This is a genomic window from Nonlabens ulvanivorans, from assembly GCF_032922765.1.
In the GTDB taxonomy this organism is placed as follows: domain Bacteria; phylum Bacteroidota; class Bacteroidia; order Flavobacteriales; family Flavobacteriaceae; genus Nonlabens; species Nonlabens ulvanivorans.
Window position 1 is genome coordinate 1,693,569 of the sequence record NZ_CP136694.1, and the last position, 19,437, is coordinate 1,713,005.

The following is a 19,437-nucleotide window of genomic DNA, read 5'->3' on the forward strand; positions in this document are numbered from 1 at the left end:
TCTAGTTAGTTTTTCAATACTGCCTCGACATAATTCTTATGATTGAATGCACCCATCAAGTGACGATACCACAACCAATAGAAAAGGTTATGGAGCTTTTTAAAAATCAAGATTATTTTAAAGAGTGGCAAAAAGGATTAATAAGTTTTAAAAACCTTACACCTGACATAGGTCAATCAGGCAGTAAGCGCAGTATGAAAATTAAAGCTGCTGGTACTACTATAACAATGATTGAGGAAATAACAGCAATCGACTTACCGCATTTATGGGAAGCTACTTATAGGACTAACGGTGTCCTCAATAAGCAAAGTAATCGTTTTCAAGAAAAGTTGATTAAAAAAGGTGATCAAACACAAAAGGTAACGGTTTGGGACAGTACTGCTACATTTACTTTTACAGGCATGATGCGTATTATTGCAAAAGGGCGACCTCAAATTTTTACTAGTCAAACACACCAGCACATGGAAGATTTTAAGACCTTTGCAAGCACAATGTAAATCCATGGGAAGACAACTTAAACTGATTTGGGACTTTAAAGGTCCAGACGCACAGCGCACCGCACAACATCACGTTATTCATCTAGATGAGTTTATCGTGAGAGATAAAATTGCTTCTTTAGGCACTGGAGTAGAAAAAATCAATGAAAATCACTTTATAGCTTTTATGGGTATTGAAGAAGCTGCGATGCCACCAGTACGTGATGCGCTTAAACCACATCGTGGGCAGTTGTGGATGAGTTAATTACGCTTTCGCGAAAGCGTATTCAGTAAGACAATCAATACTTAATAATTAATCTAGCTGCTATTCTACTTTACATATGACTATTTATTGCTTAATTTTAAGTACTAAATTACAGCCATGGAATCGAATCATTTAAACTGGAATAAAAACGAGTTTCAGACGTATTTACTACTTTACTGTGCAAGTGCAGATCTTTCTCAAGGTGCAGAAGAATTACATTTCATAAAAGAGCACGTAGAGAAATCAGATTTTAGAACAATTCATAAAGTATTCAACAACGATACTGATTACCAAAGTCTTAAAAGGGTACAAGAGTATGTAAATCATCACAACTTATCTAGTAAAGAACTTACTGACACTTTTAAAGAAGTGAAAACTCTTTTTAAAATTGATGGTGAATATGACTCCATGGAAAAGCATTTATTAAATATGCTTAAATCTTTACTAGAATAATGAGCTTTAGTCTTTTTGAAAAAATTCTAGATCCATCACAAATTGTAAGTGGTCAGGAGCTAGAATCTCGCTATCATCATATATGGCACATGGATGAACCATTGAAAGCTATCTGCCTTTTAATGCCTGCTAGTACTGATGAAGTAAGTAGTATTATGAAGATTTGTTATGAGCACAATTTACCTGTTGTCGTACACGGTGGATTAACTAATCTTGTAGGTAGTACAGAAACGTATGGGAACGAGGTTGTCATTTCAACAGAGCGCTTAAATTCTATTGAAGAGATTGATGGCTCAAGCAGGACAATGACCGTACAGTCTGGAGTTATTTTAGAACATATTCATGAAGCTGCTGCAAATACTGACTTATTATTCCCTCTTAACTTTGGCGCTCGTGGTAGCGCGCAAATAGGCGGCATTATATCTACAAATGCAGGTGGACTGAGAGTTCTTAAATATGGTATGGCCAGACAACTGATTCTAGGCCTAGAGGCCGTGATGGCAGATGGGACCATCATATCATCAATGAAAAAGATCATTAAAGACAACAGCGCCTATGATGTGAAGCAACTTTTTATAGGTTCTGAAGGTACTTTAGGGATTGTGACAAAAGCTATTTTAAAATTAGAAGAAGCGCCTAAAAGTAGAAATGCTGCTTATATTGGGTTTAACAACTATGAAAATGTAGTCGCATTTCTAAAATACATGGACAGTAATCTCGCTGGAAAACTGAGTGGTTTTGAACTTATATGGCGCAATAGTTATGAACAGATGACTAGCGTTAGTCATGCTGTTAGACCACCATTACCTTATGATTACAATTATTACGTACTTATTGAAGCTCTAGGTAGTCATCCACAAAATGATCATGCAGAATTTCAAACATTGCTTGAAAATGCTATTGAGCAAGAACGAATATTAGATGCTGTAATGGCTCAATCACCTAGCGATATTGAGTGGTTTTTTAGAATTAGAGAGGACGTAAATAATCTCGTGGACTTTATGAAACACGATCAGCACTTTGACATTAGCTTGCCTATACCGTTCATAGGTGATTATATCGCTGATCGTTATCAATCACTTGCTCAAATAGATGGTGTGGAGCAGATATATGCATTTGGCCACGTTGCCGATGGCAATATTCATTTCATGATAGGCAAGAGTAATCTAAATGACGATTTAAAAAAGAAAATTGACCATTGTATTTATGACGGATTAAAAGCGATAGGAGGATCTGTAAGCGCAGAACATGGTATCGGCACTCATAAAAAAGACTATCTCAATCTATGCCGTACACCAGAAGAAATAGTTTTAATGAAGGCTTTGAAGTTAACTATGGATCCTAAAGGATTATTAAATCCTGGTAAAATTTTCTAATCGAGGTAGTTTTGTGTAACGCTTTCATTATTTTCTATATAACAGAATCGCGCTAATATATAGAGTCCAAATAAATAGCTACCTCGCTCTATAAAATAGAATCGTATTGGAAATAATTCATAATAGTAAGCTACCATCGCGGCAAAATCTGCAAATACAAAAGCAAAAGTAGCATACATCAAATAAGCAGAATTAAAGGTACTTCTCGTAGCATTTGAAAAACCTACTAATAAACAAGTAGTCATACCAGCGATTCCTGTAAGTAATAATAGAAGATACTCAACATCTGTACTTATCATTTCTTCAAAATTATTTACGTTATAAAAATGAAAAGCGATGTGCGTAAAAAATATGAATAGGAAAGAAGCATATTCATAACGTTTTATTTGATCCCATTGAATACTTTTCAATACCCATGAAACTATAATACCATAGACTAAGATACTAGCCGCTAGAAATAGGTATTTTCCAAAATCAAAATCATAATAATAAAATCCTATACTAGATAATACCTGTAAGATGTATATGATGTATAACCATTTACTATAATGACCTATCGCTACAATAAAATATAGGAAAACCGCAAGTGTAGACAGTATTCTAGCCAGCCTAATATATTCAATATCACCTACAGCAATAACCACGATGTTAAAAACTATAAATAAAGAACTCAAAACTAACATTTGAGTTCTAATCGTTAAACTTTTAAACCATTTAAACAGGAACATACACTTACAATTTAGCGATTAACAACTTAATGAAGGTATTCTGTGCTAAACAACACAGTACTAGTAACTATAAATATCGGAAATATTTTAGTATTCCTAATTTGGTCGTCATAAAGCGCGATTAATTAATGATTATTATAAATACTATCTAATTAAAGAGAAATGCCCTTTATACATTTTACCATTTTCCCGTTTCACAATAAACCAATAATCACTTGATGGCAATGGGACGCCATTATAGGTTCCATCCCAACCTATCCCATCAGCACTAATTTGCTTGAGAAGCTTACCATATCTATCATAGATATAGATTTCATTATTAGGTTCAAAACGACTATTTATTATCTGCCAGTAGTCGTGAAACCCATCACCATTAGGTGTAAAATACCTAGGATGATATAACATAACTACATTTTGACTAACCGTAGAACAACCAGTAACATCACGCGTATATATTGTATATTCATCAATGGCTAATTGACTAAATACATTTGAGTTTTGATAATTAACGCCATCAATAGAGTACTCAAAACTGCCGACACCACTTACTTCAACGATAATAGAATTATCATTTAACGTCCAATCTTCAACAATAACATCCGTAATCTGTACATCAGTGGCAATAACGTCAAAGGCATAATTAGTATCACATCTAGTTACACCTTGAATACTAGAAACCGTCACACTATAAGAACCTGGTGTATCTATAACAATTCCTGACGAAGTTGCTCCGGTGGACCATAGATAATTATCGAATCCGCTACCAGCATCAACAGTTAGTTGTTGGTCATCACAAAGAAAATATTCTGGCTGTAACAATAACTGAGGACTTTCTAATAATTGAAGATGGAATGTAGTGGTATCAAAACAATCTTCACTACCTACAACACTCACACGCGCAATTACAAGTTGATTTAATGAAGTATTGGTATAATTTATAGGATTAGTAATGGGCACATCTGCAATTAAATCTGCTGTGGATTCAAAATAATCCACTCTTAACCCGTTAGGTCCTTGACCATTTAGTATACTAGCATTTTGACTAGTAAGATCAAAAGTCTCAACTCCATTTGCATCCGTATCGCATTGTATTAAGTCGTTTACTGAATTTGCTATAGGTGTATTATAAATTGTAATCACCCGATTTTCTATAAATAGCTGACCTGTTACAGCCTCTACAACACTTAAACTGACATTGTAATCACCTGCAATAGCATAACTATGGATAGGATTCTCTATGGCAGAAGTAGAACCATCACCAAAATCCCAAGAAATTGAAGAGTATGCTTGAGACAAATTAGCTGTAAACTGTGATGCGTCACCCACACAAACATTTTCTACAATAAAGCCAATGTCAAAATAGGACTGTACAAATGGCGGCAATCCTAATCGGGATATTTTATTATTTAAGGTTACTCCATTTGAAGAATAATTTGCAAGAGAACCTAATTCGTCTGGATTATTAATCACACCTAGTCTATCATATCCGTCTTGTGCGACATATATTTTACCGTCCTGCGCTAGTTGAAGGGAATTATTAGATCCTGTAACGGTATTTGAGGATTGAGAACCCAAAAACACTTTTGAATTATCAACATCTACAGCATTATAATTAATCAAATCAAATTGATAAACACCTTCAAAAGTTTCTGTGATATATAAGAATCTACTACGTGGACTGAACTCTACACCATAAATTTTAGAAGAATTTGTTCCCATATTGGTACCAAATGAGTTGATTTGAAAAGCATTGCTAAGCATTCCTGTTGTAGCGTCAAAATCTAAAAGTTCTAAAATCTCTGATTCATTATAAACAACAGCTACCTTGGTCCCATCAGGCGATGCCTTCATTTGACCTATGGTGTCAGCAAGAACAGTTACATTATTACCTACCGCACTAATAATAGGGTTAATATTAATACCATTGATATCAACTAGATAAGAAGTAAACTCATTAGAACCATATTTATGAGCAATTACCCACACATCTGTACCGTTTGAATGACTTACCGCTGTAATTTTTTCAGTTGTAGGATCATGTAACAAAATATTCTTATCGGTAGTAATTTCTCCTAATCCATTATCTAGTGACATATCTACAACACTGTATCTGAGGCCACCTGACGCAGCAAGTGATTGAAGAGTGAAAATATAATATAGATTTTGATTCCCAGGATGCGGCACAATTAGACCAGATTGAGTGCTCGATGAATTACCTTGTAATTGGGAACCATTAGGCATTACTAGATGATCCCTATTATAAACACTTCTTCCATCGGTATAGAATCTAAGATTACCTTGAGAATCGGAGATAGCAGCGCAACCTTCGGCAGTATTTAAATTGCCGTTAACTAGAGCTACAGGCATGCCGCTATTAAAAGTTAATCCAGCGCTTTCTCCAAAATACCAATTACTAGCTTCACCTTGACCATTTAAAAAATTAAAGGTTAAAAATAGTACGATTAAATAAATGTAAGGTAATCTCAAGTTTAAGATGCTTTAGACATGCAATTTAATTGGTAAATCGCTTTCGCGAAAGCGAAACATCAAAAACCTAAACATAAAAAAGGTTACTCCTAGAAGTAACCTTTTTGAAAAGAATAATTGGCTATAGTATTACTCTTTAGACAATTTAATATTTTGCACGCCATCTCCAGAAGAGATTTTTGCAATATACATTCCTTGTGAAAGGCTAGTTGCATCAAGATTTATAGATGTTGCACTACCTTCTTTTTGAGTTAATACTAATTTACCGGTAAGATCATAAATATTTACCGTATCGATAATTGTATTTGCTGACTGTATAGTCCAACTACTTTGAGCAGGATTAGGGTAAGCATTGAATACATTAAGTTTAAAAGAGTCAGAGCTAAGTGTTTGTTGAGAGAAATAGATATTATCAACATAAATAAAATCAGACTGTAAATTACTTGACGCATCTATCTTCCATTGAAAGAAGTTTGCTTTTGAGAAACCTCCAGTACCACCAGTGCTTCTAGGAGCTGTGTTTTCAAAGAAAGAAAGTGGGATTTCAACATGAGTCCAAGCTTCTGACACAATAGCTTCTTGTGGTGCAGCTCCACCGATTTCATACCAATACTCAACGACAGCACCGTTATTATCAATCATATAAAATCTAATCTCTGTTGACATGTTGTCTGCCCAATAATCAAATTGTAAGAAGTTGTAGGCGCTTATATCAACAACACTATTTTTACCTTCTCCATAACCAGCAGCGGCTAGATTAAATTTAAAAGTATTATTAACACCAGAAGTTCCTAAATCTACAATATTAGATTGACCAAAATTATAATCGCGTGTCCAAAAGTTAGTATATCCACCTGTATCTGTAAAAACAGATAGAACCTCAGCTGCTGGAGCTGTAGGGTCTGGAGCTGCTGTTGCAGGTATAGGATCAACTGGAATCATAGCTCCATTAGGTCCTGTTATATCATCAATATAATATGTACCGGTAGCTGTATTACCAGGAGTTGAGTCTGTAAAGATTACAATAGTAGGATACTCATTACCTAAACCAGCTCCAAAATCAATACTTACAGTTTGCCAACCCATCATATTAGTTGTAAACGTTAACTCAGTTGCTCCCGAAGTTCCACCTTCAAATTTCAAAAGGTGCGTTCTTAAGGTTGCATCTGGCGCCCATATTCTCATGGTAATAATGTTTGTTGCATCATTAGAAAGATCTACATAGGTATCTAAACCCATAGCTGCACCATCAAAATCTACACCTGCACCAATCATTTCAAGCACTTGATTAGTTGCATCTGTAGGATCTACAATTACGCTTGCTGCGGTTCCATTAAAAGCTCCAAAGTTATCATCCTCTGGTACTTCAAAGTCTAATGGTAATGACTGTGAAAATCCTGCTATTGAAAACAAGAAAAGCAATAAAGTAATTTTTTTCATTTGATTGTTATTTAAAGTTTAATTTGAGTAATTAAATCTATAACAATAACGATATAGTTAATCATATTACACCCATACAATAAATCATCACTACGTAATCTACGTTCAAAACAAATTATAAAAACATAATTAAATCGTTTACAGCTATTTACATAAGCAATAACGATTTCGAAAATCCATTATTTACTCTTCAAAACACAAAATGTTGTGGTAATGTTGAGTAAAACGGGACATAAATAAACTCTTAAAAACTCACTATTATTAATAATTAATTGAATATCCTCGTACTAGTACAATCATTAACTTTTACCTAAAATAAATAATACTAATATTGAAAGCCCTAACAATATGGTTCTTATCGTAGGTTTTAAGAATATCACTAATATTTGTTCATCAAACATTTAGTATATATGTTCTATTAAAAAAAAATGGCTCCCTAGGGGAACCATTTAACAACATAAATAATTATCTAACTACTGATAAACTCTTATGTAATCTACTTCCATAGTACTTTCGACGAACGAAGGGTCTATTACACCACCAAAATCACCGCCCATGGCTATATTCATAATAAAGAAAAAATCTTTATTAAAGGGCAAAGTTGCATCGTTTGCAACTTGATGGAATTGTTGATCATCAACAAAAAACTTTATGTCTGTAGCGGTCCATTCAAGCTTGTACACATGAAAATCTGTTGAAACTCCAGACACCATCAAGTTACCACCATCTGCATTACCTGCAAAGGCACCAGGATGATGAACAGTACCATAAATGACATCTTGATTATTCCCTACGTGTTCCATAATATCCATTTCACCGGCGGCTGGCCAAGTATTGGTTTGATAATCTGAACCTAGAGTCCATATTGCTGGCCAAGTACCACCTCCAGTAGGTAATTTTGCCCTAACCTCTACCGTACCATAGGTAAAGTCATATAGCCCTTCAGACTTTATTCTCGCAGATGTAAAATTAGAACCATTAAAATTTTCTGCTTTTGCTGTAATTTTTAAAACACCATTTTCAACTTTTACGTTATCTACTCTATCTGTATAAGTTTGCGACTCGTTATTTCCCCATCCATTGGTTCCAGTACCAAAATCATAAGTCCAGTTTGCTGGATCTGGAGCACCATCAACGTCAAATTCATCTGACCAAACTAAAGAACCTGTAGTTCCACCACTAGCTGCATTAGGATCATCTGTCGAGAAGATATGGTACCAGGCGAGGTCACCATTCATAATGGAACGCACAACTAATCGATTCTCAGAAATTTCAAGAATATCATATAAAGAAGAGTTTATATAATAACTCATAAATCCATCACCGCTAAATTGCATTGCAGTGCCACGCTTTTCATCGTCTGGCACAATTGAATCAGACGGTAGAAAAGTAACATTTTTAATACCTGAGGTATCGTAAGCATAACAGTAATCGAATCCATTAGAACCTCCGGCTACACCTTCAAACGAACCATTAAAATAAGTATCTCCACCGTTCAATAATTCATAAGTGACGTTATCTCCATTTTGAGTAAAGATTAACTGATCCATATAAAGACACATACTTTCTGGAGCGCCATTCTTCTCAAATGGCGTAGCACTATAAAATGCTGGGAAATTATTTTCTCCAGGATTTGCTGCATTTGGATCATTAGGACCTACTCCTAAATGCCCAGGTTCTGCAGCTGCCCAATACCATGTTTTAGATAAACCATCACCACCAGTTAAGAAGGTTTTAGCTTCTGCATCGTTAAAAGCACTAAACACATCTACTAAGACAACTTTGGAAGTTGAAACTCCGCCTGTGCCTGTTGCTATTACAGTAACACTATAAGTATTTACTCCAGGTTCTACAAACTGATGTGTAATTGTACCATCATAGGCAGATCCTGTACGCATATCTCCAAAATCATAAGTAAAGTTAATAGCATTATCTGCTGTTGCTGTAAAGTCTACTTTACCACTACCGTCACCATCAGGATTCATCGCATCCTGACCTTGTACGATAAAACTAACTTCAAGATTAGTGGGTGCTGTAATATCTCCAAATTGTAAATCATCTTCCTGACATGATAAAACTAACAGACTTAGAAAGGCTAAAAAATATATTTTATTAATAAGTTTCATAATGCTTTTATTAATTTGTTAATTCAATTTCGTCAAAATAGTAATCCGTTCCAGTTCCAGCGGTTCCAAAATCGAAGAAGACTACTATTTTTTGATAATCATTTGAGCTGTTTATTCCAGTGAAATCAAAAGTCAATTCCTCCCAGCCATTTGCTACCGTATTAGTAACGTCAACCTCTACATTGATATTAGAATCTGCAGAATTCTCTAATTTCATTTTCACAACAATACCTGATTGAGGAGACCAAGTCTTTAATTTGATTTTTTGTAAACTAGTAAAATCAATAGGAGCATCTAATTCAATAAACGAACCTGCCCAGACCTGTGAGCCTGAAGATTTATTAAGGTTTGCTACCATAGCTGTTGTGTTTGCTCCAGTTGCATCTGGATTTGCTATTACTGACGTGGCTGCTCCACCAAAGTCAGTGAAACTGTAATTAAGTGTAGCGTCTTCAAAAGTTACTGGTAATTCTAAAGCTGCCATTCCATCAGTCAAAGCTATATCATCAAAATAGTAATCAGTCCCAGCACCAGCGTTACCAAAATCAAAAAACACAACTACGCGTTGATAATTATTTGCATTATTAACTCCTGTAAAATCGAATGTAAGCTCTTCCCATGCATTTGCAACCGTATTGACCACATCTACTTCTACGTTAATATTAGGATCTGCTAAATTTTCCAATTTCATTTTTACAGTGATACCTGATTGTGGCGACCATGTTTTTATACTGATCATTTGCATCAATGAAAAATCAATAGGGTTATCCAATTCAATAAATGATCCTGCCCACACTTGTGATCCATTTGATTTATTTAGGTTCCCTACCGTAGCAGAAGTGTTTAATCCTGAAATATCCGGATTAGACACTAATAAAGTATTTGCTCCACCAAAATTATCAAAGTTGTAAGTTAGAAGCGTAGACTCAAAATCTAATGGTAGCTCTAAAGCTATAGGACTTTGATCTGTTAATTCAATGTTATCAAAATAGAATGTATCTGAGTTACCGGCATTACCGAAATCATAAAATACAATGACTTTTTGGTACTGTTGAGTAAGGTCAGCAGCAGAGAAATCAAAAATCAAAGTCTCCCATGAACTAGTGGCAGCAGTAGGCACATCTAATTCTGTACTAATATTAGAATCTAAAGCATTTTCTAACTTCATTTTCACAATAGCTCCTGCAGGTAGTGGAGACCAAGAATCTAATTTTATTTTTTGAAAAGTAGTAAAATCTATGGCTTCATCTAATTCAATAACAGTTCCAGCAAAAACTTGTGCTCCGGCTGTCTTTGTAGTTTCGGCAACAAAAGCGCTATTATTACCTGCGAGGTCTGGATTAGCAACTTTCGCGGAAGCAGCACCTCCAAAATCAATAAAATTATATGCAAGTGTCGCAGATTCAAAATCGATAGGTAGTAAAAATGGATCAATTATAGAAACAGCTTCAGTCCCCATAGTTGTAGCAGCACCACCACTAAATGCAGTAACCGTTACCACATAATCACCTATTGAATTGTATACATATCCTGTCTCACCGTCTGTAGCAAGGTTTTGTGCAGGTAATGTTGCATCTTCGCCAAAAGTCACTTCAAACATGGTTGCAAAATCTGCTGTTGCCGAAACTACTATTCCGAAACTAGAATTAGGGTCATCAACTATGCTAATAACAAGATTTTCTGGCGCTCTAAAAGAAACCAATAAATCTTTCGTAATTTCAGATATTTTACCATTTATTGAAGTAGCTACCAGTCGAATTGGATAATTACCTTCTGAATAAATGCGCTCTGCACTTTCACCTGGAAGTAATTCTATAGACTCTTCAGTATCATCGCCATAATACAATTCGAAAGAAGCAGCACCTGAAGCAGATGGTGTTAGCGTCACCATCCCACTATTATCTTGTAGAATATTAAACGTTATGTCCAGTTCTTGAGGTGCAGCTAAGTTTTGAACTTGTTCTGTAAGGTCGTCTTCTGTACAGCTAACTATTGCCATGATAGCTAATAGTAAAACACTTAAAAAATAGAATGTCTTTTTCATGTTGATATGATTAATAATTAGGGTTTTGGTCCCATCGATTACCTGATAGTATGATTTCATCTATAGGAATAGGAAATACTTCATTCTTGCCAGTTGTAAAGCCATTAATTTCAGTTGCTGCTCTACCAGTACGTACTAAATCAAAAAAATGATGACCTTCACCAACTAGCTCTACTCTACGCTCATGGTAAATAGCATCCGTCAATGCTGCACCAGTTGCTGTAACTAAAGGCATCATAGCACGCATTCTAACTTCATTTAGGTAATCTCTGGCAATATCATCACCTAGATTACCACGATTATATGCCTCGGCAGCCATAAGATACACATCTGCAAACCTAATAGCTCTATAATTGTTAGGGTTAGTAAGGTTTTGATCTCCTGTATTTAAATCACCTTGCCTTGCTATATATTTTCTGTTATAATATCCTGTATGTTCAAATCCAGTATTAAAAGTAGCACCGTTTGCAGCAGACCAAACATTAATATCTAGTAAAGCGACTGGTAGTCTAAGATCATTAGGCTCAAACTCATCATAAACATCTTGAGTAGGTAAGTTAAAGCTAAAACCTGAGTCAAATACAGGACCTGTGTAATTACGTATACCGTTAAAACCAACAGCAACATTACCTTCACTACACTGTAGACAACCAAATCCTGCTCCTTCTACATCTGTATATTGCACTTCAAAAACAGATTCAATGTTGTTCTCATTATCGTTTTCAAAAATCGTGTCGTAGTCATCTACAAGATCATATGGCCCCATAGTGATTACATCGTCTAGGACGCTAGCGGCATCTCCAAATTTATTTTGATACAAATAAACCTTACCTAGTAATGCTTGAGCAGCACCTTTAGTCACTCTACCAGTTTCAGTTGTGGTATAATTTAGGTTATCTGCTGCAAAAATAAGATCCAATTCTATTTGAGTGTATACGTCTGCTTTGGGAGTTCTATTAATTTCAAATTGATCTCCAAATAATATTCTTTTATCTACAACTAACGGTACATCACCAAAGAACTTCACTAATTCAAAATAATAATATGCTCTAAGGAATCTGGTTTCAGCTAACACTTGCTGCTTTTCTGGAAAGTCAATTTTATCTTGAAATTCCATTATATAATTAGCTCGATTAACACCAGAGTACATCCATCCCCAAATATCTTTAAGTTGATCATTTACAGGTGTGTGCGTCATATCATCGATTTGCTGTATTCCAATAACGTCTGTCGCGCTTTCTCCACCAGCGACGGTATTATTAGAAGCTATCTCGCCCAGCATCACATTCATGTAGGTACTTTGTAATAAATCATAAGCACCTATTAAAGCACTTTGATAATCTTCTGGAGTATTGAAAAAGTCTTCAGAGTTTGCATCTCTACTAGCTACATCTACATAGTCATCTGTACAGCTGTTGACTACAACGGCAACACTCAAAATAAGAAATAGGTTTATTATTTTTTTCATAATGATGAGATTAAAATTTAAGATTAACACCTGCTAAAAAAGTACGTGGCACTGGATAGAAGCCATAATCGATTCCTCCACCTATAGGAGCTCCATCTGATGCAGATGGATCAAATCCTCGATATTTAGTAAGCGTGAATAGATTATTAACGGAGACATAAAATCTCATGTCTTTAATTCTAAGTGTATCAAGTGTAGCGTCTGTAATAGTATAGCCAACTTGCATATTTTGAGCTCTTAAAAAAGAACCATCTTCTACATAAAAATCAGAAAAAACTTGATTTGAAGTAGCTCCAGTTGTAACTCTAGGTGTAGAGTTACTAGTACCAGGACCCGTCCAACGATCTAGATAGTTTGTTGTAAGATTTGTCAAGTTTTGATTACGTTCATAATTACGTACTACATCATTACCTATAGAAGCATATAGATAAGTTTGCACATCCCAATTCTTATAATTTACAGATAAATTTAAACCCATAGTAACGTCTGGTATAGGATTTCCTAAATCTGTTCTATCCTCTAAATTAATAACACCGTCTTCGTTAATATCTACATACCTAATGTCTCCAGGTTGAGCAATTGCTCCTAACGCTAGTTGAGAAGGATGTGATGCTACTTCATTAGCGTCTTGAAAAATACCATCAGTACGATAACCATAGAAATATCCAATAGGCTTACCAACTTCCATTCTAGATGGCGCTGGTTGCCCTACTCCGAAAGAACCACCTTCTAAAAACCCTACAGAATTATTAACTTTAAGAACTTCGTTTTTCAATGTTGCAAAATTGTAACTTGCAGTGAATGAAAGATTATCATTAATTTTATCTTTATAACTAATCGCAAACTCTAATCCTTTATTTTCAATATCTCCACCATTAATAACAGGTGCGCTTGACCCAGGAGCTGTAACGCCTAAGGTACCAGAAACTACTGGAACCAATAGTAAATCCTCAGTTCGTCTTGTGTAGTAATCAATTGTTACATTTAATTTATAATCTAAAAACTCAGCTTCTAGACCAATATCTGCAGTATACTGCTCTTCCCATTTAATTTCAGGATTAGATATTGCTCCAATTGCAGTTCCAAAAATCAAGTTATCTCCTATAATATAAGCTCCTTCACCATTAAGTAAAGAGATAAATCTATAATCAGGTATTCTATCATTACCTATAATACCATACGATCCTCTTAATTTCAAGAAATTTATAGCTTTAGACTCCTCAAGAAAACTTTCCTTACTAAGGACCCAACCAGCAGATGCTGATGGAAAAATTCCGAACTTATTTTCAGGACCAAATTTTGTAGATCCATCGCGTCTTATAACACCAGAGAACAAGTACTTCCCATCATAATCATATTGCAATCTAGCAAAATGTGATAGTAGTCTTGCATCATATTCATCACCTCCATTTTGGAAATTATCGACTATATCAGATGCATTCTGTCTATTTGCATTTGAAAAATTATTATCTGGAATATCAAAACCTGTTAAACCATTAAACTTTCCAGTAGTTCTAAAGGCAGACATTCCTACAGTAGCATTTAAGTTATGCGCTTGCGCGAAAGTGTGCTTATAATTAATAAACGCATCATAAGTGTAATCCCTAAAGTAATTACTGTATTCTCCATAAACATTACGTGTTAAGTTAAATACTTTACCTGAACCATAGTTTGCCTCAGGTGCAAAATTATCACCATAAGCTTCGGCATAATTAAATTGGATTCGGGTTTCAACGGTGAAGTCATCCCAAAACTTATAATTCAGTCCAAAATTTCCACTAATTTTATCTACTTTATTAGAATTAAATGTGTTCTCCAGTTGATGTACAGGATTAATAACCTCATTCCCTAAGCCTTCTGCTAAGGTAAAATCTCCATTTGCATCCCTTACTGAAAAGGTAGGAGCATTATTGACCGCATTAAATAAAACACTACCTAGACCAGTTTCAGATATTGTACTTCGAGAGGTACCTGTGTAAAACAATCCAGTTTTCACCTTTAAATTGCTTAAAAGATCATAATCAAAATTGAATCTTAAAGTAGAACGGGTAAAATTACTTTTTCCGGCTCCTACAATACCATCCTGTGTAAGTAGAGCGGCACCAAAGGCATATGCTGCCTTTTCCGTCCCACCTCTTAATCCTATGTTATTATTAAATATTGGTGCATTACTAAAAACTTCTCCCTGCCAATCTGTATCATTCAAACCTACTATAGTAGAAAATGGTGGTGTTTCACCATTATTTGCGAATGCTTCATTGACTAAAAGAGAATATTGCTTTGAATTTAAAGTAGGTAATTTTCTAGTAGTTTGTTGAAAACCTACAAAAGCATCATACTCGTATTGTAATTTTTGATTCTTACGACCTCCTTTAGTGGTTATTAAAATAACACCATTTGCCGCACGCACACCATATATACCAGCTGTCGCATCTTTTAAAACGGTATAACTTTCAATATCACCTGGATTTATAACACTTAAATCTTCAACAACATTACCATCTACCAATATTAAAGGTCTATTATCTCCATTAGTAGAAATACCACGAATTCTGATATTTGAAGCAGCTCCAGGAGAACCAGATGTAGATGTTACATTAACACCTGCTACCTGACCTTGAAGAGCCTGTTCTATACGTGTGGGCTTCAAACTTTCAATTGTCTCTGCCTTAACCACAGTTACCGCTCCGGTAATTTCTCTTTTTGCTTGTGTACCATATCCAACAACAACTATTTGATCTAAAGAAGCTACATCCTCTTCTAAGGTCACTATTAAGTCAGAACTTACTGGAATTTCTTTAGTTAGATAACCTAGATAAGATATAATTAATATATCTGATGAGTTAGCAGTAATGTTGTATTTCCCATCGAGATCTGAGGTGGTTCCAACATTTGTTCCTTTTACTATAATTGAAGCACCTAATAAAGGTTCTTGATTTGAGCCATCTATTACCGTTCCAGAATATTGTGTTTGCTGTGCAAATCCAATTAACGAAAACGTTGTAATAAGAAGAAAGAAAAAGTGTTTGTTCATCCTTTTAAAATTTGATTGGTTAAAATTAATGTGAAGTTTATGTTAATTAAAATAATTAGCGCTACATCATCTCAACATGAACATAATTATAAATAATAACTTATAATTATCATATAAGTTTCACAAAATCAGTCAATAAGAATTCAATCTATTCAATTATCGAAATAATTGAAAACTAAAATATAAATCAATGTTGTGGTAATGTTGTAGTGAAATTACAGAAGTGTAGTAATCGAAAACGTTGTAGAAATCTTGACTAAATGCTTAACATTCATTTTCATATCAGAATTTCATTGATTCATTCTTATCCCAGATCCCCCAAAAAGCTCCTACCTCACCTTCGTCATCTTTTTTCCAGGACTCATCAAAAGATGAAAAATAAAATAATTCAATACCATTAGCTTTAGACCATCTTTGTGTATCAATAAAGTATTTCATTGCATTTACCTCAGAGGCATCTGCAATCTTCAAACTTTCTCCACGACTAGGCCATCCAGTTTCTGTGATAATAACTTTCTTGCCATGTCTAGCTGCAGCAACTAAAGTCTGATCAAACATAGCTTTCATATGACTGTTTGCATACCCAATTGATGTACCTTCCCAATATGGATAGCAATTAGAAAGTATCACATCAGAATTTTCAATTAGCTCTGGATGAACGGAAAACTCATAATAGGCATCTACATAACCGACAATAGTATGAGGAGCAGCTGCTTTTACCCTTTGCATATAAGCTATAAGCTGTTCAAGAGTCAAGTCATTACGATAAAGCACCTCATTACCAACCGCAGCGATATCTACAAGTCCTTCTTTTGTTAACTTAATTAGAGCCTTAATTTCTTCCTCATTTTTATCTAAATCATCACTTAGCCATGCTCCAACCATCGTCTTCAAACCATGTTTATGTGCCATTTCAGGGACAAATTCGTTTCCTTCAATACATGAAAATGATCTCACCCATTTGGTATAAGGTTTAATAATTTCGATCCTTCTTTCTACTTGTTCTTTGGTTATTTTATCTCCTGGTTCTTGCCCATCCTCATACATACTGAAACATAAACCGTGTATTCCTTCATGAAGCGTATCACGCCATAACTTTCTCAACTCGGAGTCAGAATAATTAGAAAGTTCAATACCACTAACATGAATATTACTGACTCCATTTTCTTTAAAAAATTGATCTTTTCTAAATGACATTGTTTAATATTTAAAGTTTTCGTCCTTATCCCATATTCCCCATCTTGCTCCTACATCACCTTCCTGATGAACTTTCCATGATTCATCAAACGATGAGAAGTAAAACATTTCTACTCCTTTATCTTTAGACCAGTTAGTAATATTTACAAAATACTTCATTGCATTAATCATAGATGGAACTGCTTCTAGATTTTCTGATCCTTCATTAGGCCAACCTGTTTCTGTAATAATAATTGGTTTTTCTCCGGCCACTTGTTTCACCATTTCATACATCTCATTAAGATAAGCAGTAGATTTCCCTATTGCACAACCTTCCCAGAATGGATAACAATTGATCAATAAGACATCGCATATCTCTATAAGTTCTGGGTGATCCACAAATTGATAATAAGCATCAACATACCCTACAGGAGTATTAGGAAGAGCTTTTTTAACTCGTTTAAGATAATCAATTATGACTTCCATGGGTAATTCATCTCTCAGAAGTACCTCATTACCTACCACCGCAATGTCAACTTGACCTTTTTTAGCTAGGTCTATTAAACTCTCGATTTCTAAATTATTTTGAGCCTCGTTGCCACTAACCCATGCTCCTATCATTGATTTAAGACCTTTTGAACGAGCAGAAAGAGGAATTAACTCATTTCCATTTCTACTAGAAAATGAACGTATCCAAGAAGTGTATGGAGCTATAACTTCCATTCGCTCATCGATTTGAGTGCCACTTAACCGCTGGTTTACATTTTGTCCTTCTCTATAAGGACTAAAACATATACCATGAAGCTTTGAGCTTAGAGATTTTTGGAAAGCTGATTTCAATTCGTCTAGAGAAATATCATCTTTAACATCAGTTAAATAAGAGCTTTTACCTTTTAAAGACATTAAAGATTCTAACTTATTTAAACCATAAAAAGAAGTATTTACCCCATTATTAAGACTCTTACGTTTATCTAATTGTGATCTAATTTCACTAGCTCTTTTTTCAGTCACATCATAATTGCGCATTATAAACATGGCAGCCAAGGTTCCTAGCATAGGGAAAAAACAGAAAAATGCATGTAATCCATCAACTGCACCTTGCTGTTCTATGGTTGCCAGATCAGAATCAAAGCCTACTAACCAAATAATTCCGCCACTTAATGCTCCAGCTATTGCATACCCAACTTTTACCATCCACCAGTAAATTGCTCCAAAGGTTCCTTCTCTTCTTTTTCCCGTATTAAGTTCATCTATATCTATCACGTCGGCGGTCATAGACATCATAATGGTAAATAAACTACCTATACCAAATGAGAAAAACGGTAATGCTAATATATACAACCACGGTTTACCAGGAATAAACAAGAAGTAAAGCATTAGGTACCCTAAAATCGATATGCTCTGACAAATCATAAAAGCTTTCTTCTTACCTAATTTTTTAGAAAGCGCTGTTACAATAGGAATCACAATAAAAGTAGTACCTAAAGCACCTAAGCAGCCAAATAATGAAACCCAAACACCTGATGCTCCTGCGTCACCATTGAACAGTTTGTAAACAATAACAAAAAACGTAAGTGACGCAACCGTATTGAAAGCATTAAATATAAAAAACGTCGATAAACATAACTTTCTAAATTCTTTAATCTTGAAGGCTTCTTTAAAACTGTCTCTTATTTTTGTTAAGCTACCACCGATATTTGATAAATTTAACGGCTCATAATCTTCATTGAGTGTCGATTCACTTTTAATAAAAAGAGCAGGAATCATTGCACAAATAGCACAAGGAATAGCCACCCAAATTGCCAGTTCACGTGCTGCAACGTCGGCAGATGGGAACCATTCAGGATCGTACATTATTAACCAAAACAATGGAGCAATAACCCAAGCCCATTGCCCTATCCATTGGGCAACAGCCATGATGTTAGTACGTTCATGAAAATCATCACTCATTTCGTAACCCATTGCTACATATGGCACACTAAAAAAAGTAAGACCTAAGTAGAATATAATTGACCAGAAAAAGAAATACCAAAAGTTATATTCTAAAGAATTTTCTTTAAATAGTTGCCACATAAAAATATAAGCAACACCCATTATAATTGACCCAATTAAAACATAGACACGTCGTCTTCCCCATCTAGATTTTGTATTATCAGATATAAAACCCATTATAGGATCGGTAATAGCATCTAAAAGTCGTGGAAATAAATATATCATTCCCCACATCAATCCAGTAAATTTTAAGTCTTCAACCAGTACCACCATAAAAATCCCCAAAATTGCCGGAAACATTTGATTAGCAAACATCCCTACTCCAAAGGCTAATTTTTGACCAAATGGAACTTTATTTATAGTAGTAGACAT

General features: G+C 34.8%; 13 protein-coding genes. 4 read left to right on the top strand and 9 right to left on the bottom strand.

Going from position 1 to position 19,437, the window contains the following annotated elements; translation table 11 throughout:
• The first annotated feature begins 38 nt into the window (after nt 1-38).
• The 4 genes from R1T42_RS07645 to R1T42_RS07660 all read left to right on the top strand — a co-directional run bounded on the left by R1T42_RS07645 (nt 39) and on the right by R1T42_RS07660 (nt 2,570).
• Nucleotides 39-497, top strand: coding sequence for an SRPBCC family protein (locus tag R1T42_RS07645; protein WP_317289906.1), 459 nt, complete (start codon nt 39-41; stop codon nt 495-497).
• Between the two features lie 4 nt (nt 498-501).
• Entirely contained in the window at nt 502-741 is a 240-nt protein-coding gene (locus R1T42_RS07650) for a hypothetical protein (RefSeq protein ID WP_036579558.1), read from the top strand.
• Between the two features lie 117 nt (nt 742-858).
• Nucleotides 859-1,194 carry a hypothetical protein gene (locus tag R1T42_RS07655; RefSeq protein WP_317289907.1) on the top strand — a complete coding sequence of 112 codons (336 nt, stop codon included), beginning with the start codon at nt 859-861 and terminating at the stop codon, nt 1,192-1,194.
• On the top strand, nt 1,194-2,570 hold the full coding sequence (locus R1T42_RS07660; RefSeq protein WP_317289908.1) for an FAD-binding oxidoreductase: 1,377 nt from the start codon (nt 1,194-1,196) through the stop codon (nt 2,568-2,570). Before R1T42_RS07655 ends, R1T42_RS07660 begins: the two co-directional genes overlap by 1 nt.
• Here the strand turns inward: R1T42_RS07660 and R1T42_RS07665 are convergent.
• The 9 genes from R1T42_RS07665 to R1T42_RS07705 form a co-directional block, all read right to left on the bottom strand.
• A complete protein-coding gene (locus R1T42_RS07665) occupies nt 2,567-3,298 on the bottom strand; it encodes a hypothetical protein (protein WP_317289909.1) in 732 nt (243 codons plus the stop codon). The genes R1T42_RS07660 and R1T42_RS07665 overlap by 4 nt on opposite strands.
• Nucleotides 3,299-3,442: 144 nt before the next feature.
• A complete protein-coding gene (locus R1T42_RS07670) occupies nt 3,443-5,785 on the bottom strand; it encodes a T9SS type B sorting domain-containing protein (protein ID WP_317289910.1) in 2,343 nt (780 codons plus the stop codon).
• Between the two features lie 129 nt (nt 5,786-5,914).
• A complete protein-coding gene (locus R1T42_RS07675; protein ID WP_317289911.1) occupies nt 5,915-7,225 on the bottom strand; it encodes a T9SS type A sorting domain-containing protein in 1,311 nt (436 codons plus the stop codon).
• Nucleotides 7,226-7,698: 473 nt separating this feature from the next.
• The gene (locus R1T42_RS07680) at nt 7,699-9,351 is read right to left on the bottom strand and encodes a family 16 glycosylhydrolase (protein ID WP_317289912.1); all 1,653 of its coding nucleotides are present in this window, start codon (nt 9,349-9,351) and stop codon (nt 7,699-7,701) included.
• 10 nt (nt 9,352-9,361) lie between these two features.
• Nucleotides 9,362-11,395, bottom strand: a complete 2,034-nt coding sequence (locus R1T42_RS07685; protein WP_317289913.1) for a hypothetical protein — start codon at nt 11,393-11,395, stop codon at nt 9,362-9,364.
• Between the two features lie 10 nt (nt 11,396-11,405).
• Entirely contained in the window at nt 11,406-12,863 is a 1,458-nt protein-coding gene (locus R1T42_RS07690; RefSeq protein ID WP_317289914.1) for a RagB/SusD family nutrient uptake outer membrane protein, read from the bottom strand.
• Nucleotides 12,864-12,873: 10 nt separating this feature from the next.
• Nucleotides 12,874-15,897, bottom strand: a complete 3,024-nt coding sequence (locus tag R1T42_RS07695) for a SusC/RagA family TonB-linked outer membrane protein (RefSeq protein ID WP_317289915.1) — start codon at nt 15,895-15,897, stop codon at nt 12,874-12,876.
• A 282-nt stretch (nt 15,898-16,179) separates the two neighbouring features.
• Nucleotides 16,180-17,094: a glycoside hydrolase family 17 protein gene (locus R1T42_RS07700; RefSeq protein ID WP_317289916.1), complete on the bottom strand. Its 915-nt coding sequence runs from the start codon at nt 17,092-17,094 to the stop codon at nt 16,180-16,182.
• A gap of 3 nt (nt 17,095-17,097) precedes the next feature.
• Nucleotides 17,098-19,437, bottom strand: coding sequence for an MFS transporter (locus R1T42_RS07705; RefSeq protein ID WP_317289917.1), 2,340 nt, complete (start codon nt 19,435-19,437; stop codon nt 17,098-17,100).

What these genes read in the sequence shown, in the direction of transcription:
- R1T42_RS07690 (WP_317289914.1), bottom strand. Translation starts at nt 12,863, where the DNA reads ATGAAAAAAATAATAAACCTATTTCTTATTTTGAGTGTTGCCGTTGTA.
- R1T42_RS07685 (WP_317289913.1), bottom strand. Translation starts at nt 11,395, where the DNA reads ATGAAAAAGACATTCTATTTTTTAAGTGTTTTACTATTAGCTATCATG.
- R1T42_RS07695 (WP_317289915.1), bottom strand. Translation starts at nt 15,897, where the DNA reads ATGAACAAACACTTTTTCTTTCTTCTTATTACAACGTTTTCGTTAATT.
- R1T42_RS07680 (WP_317289912.1), bottom strand. Translation starts at nt 9,351, where the DNA reads ATGAAACTTATTAATAAAATATATTTTTTAGCCTTTCTAAGTCTGTTA.
- R1T42_RS07660 (WP_317289908.1), top strand. Translation starts at nt 1,194, where the DNA reads ATGAGCTTTAGTCTTTTTGAAAAAATTCTAGATCCATCACAAATTGTA.
- R1T42_RS07650 (WP_036579558.1), top strand. Translation starts at nt 502, where the DNA reads ATGGGAAGACAACTTAAACTGATTTGGGACTTTAAAGGTCCAGACGCA.
- R1T42_RS07700 (WP_317289916.1), bottom strand. Translation starts at nt 17,094, where the DNA reads ATGTCATTTAGAAAAGATCAATTTTTTAAAGAAAATGGAGTCAGTAAT.
- R1T42_RS07655 (WP_317289907.1), top strand. Translation starts at nt 859, where the DNA reads ATGGAATCGAATCATTTAAACTGGAATAAAAACGAGTTTCAGACGTAT.
- R1T42_RS07705 (WP_317289917.1), bottom strand. Translation starts at nt 19,437, where the DNA reads ATGTCTACTACTATAAATAAAGTTCCATTTGGTCAAAAATTAGCCTTT.
- R1T42_RS07665 (WP_317289909.1), bottom strand. Translation starts at nt 3,298, where the DNA reads ATGTTCCTGTTTAAATGGTTTAAAAGTTTAACGATTAGAACTCAAATG.
- R1T42_RS07645 (WP_317289906.1), top strand. Translation starts at nt 39, where the DNA reads ATGATTGAATGCACCCATCAAGTGACGATACCACAACCAATAGAAAAG.
- R1T42_RS07675 (WP_317289911.1), bottom strand. Translation starts at nt 7,225, where the DNA reads ATGAAAAAAATTACTTTATTGCTTTTCTTGTTTTCAATAGCAGGATTT.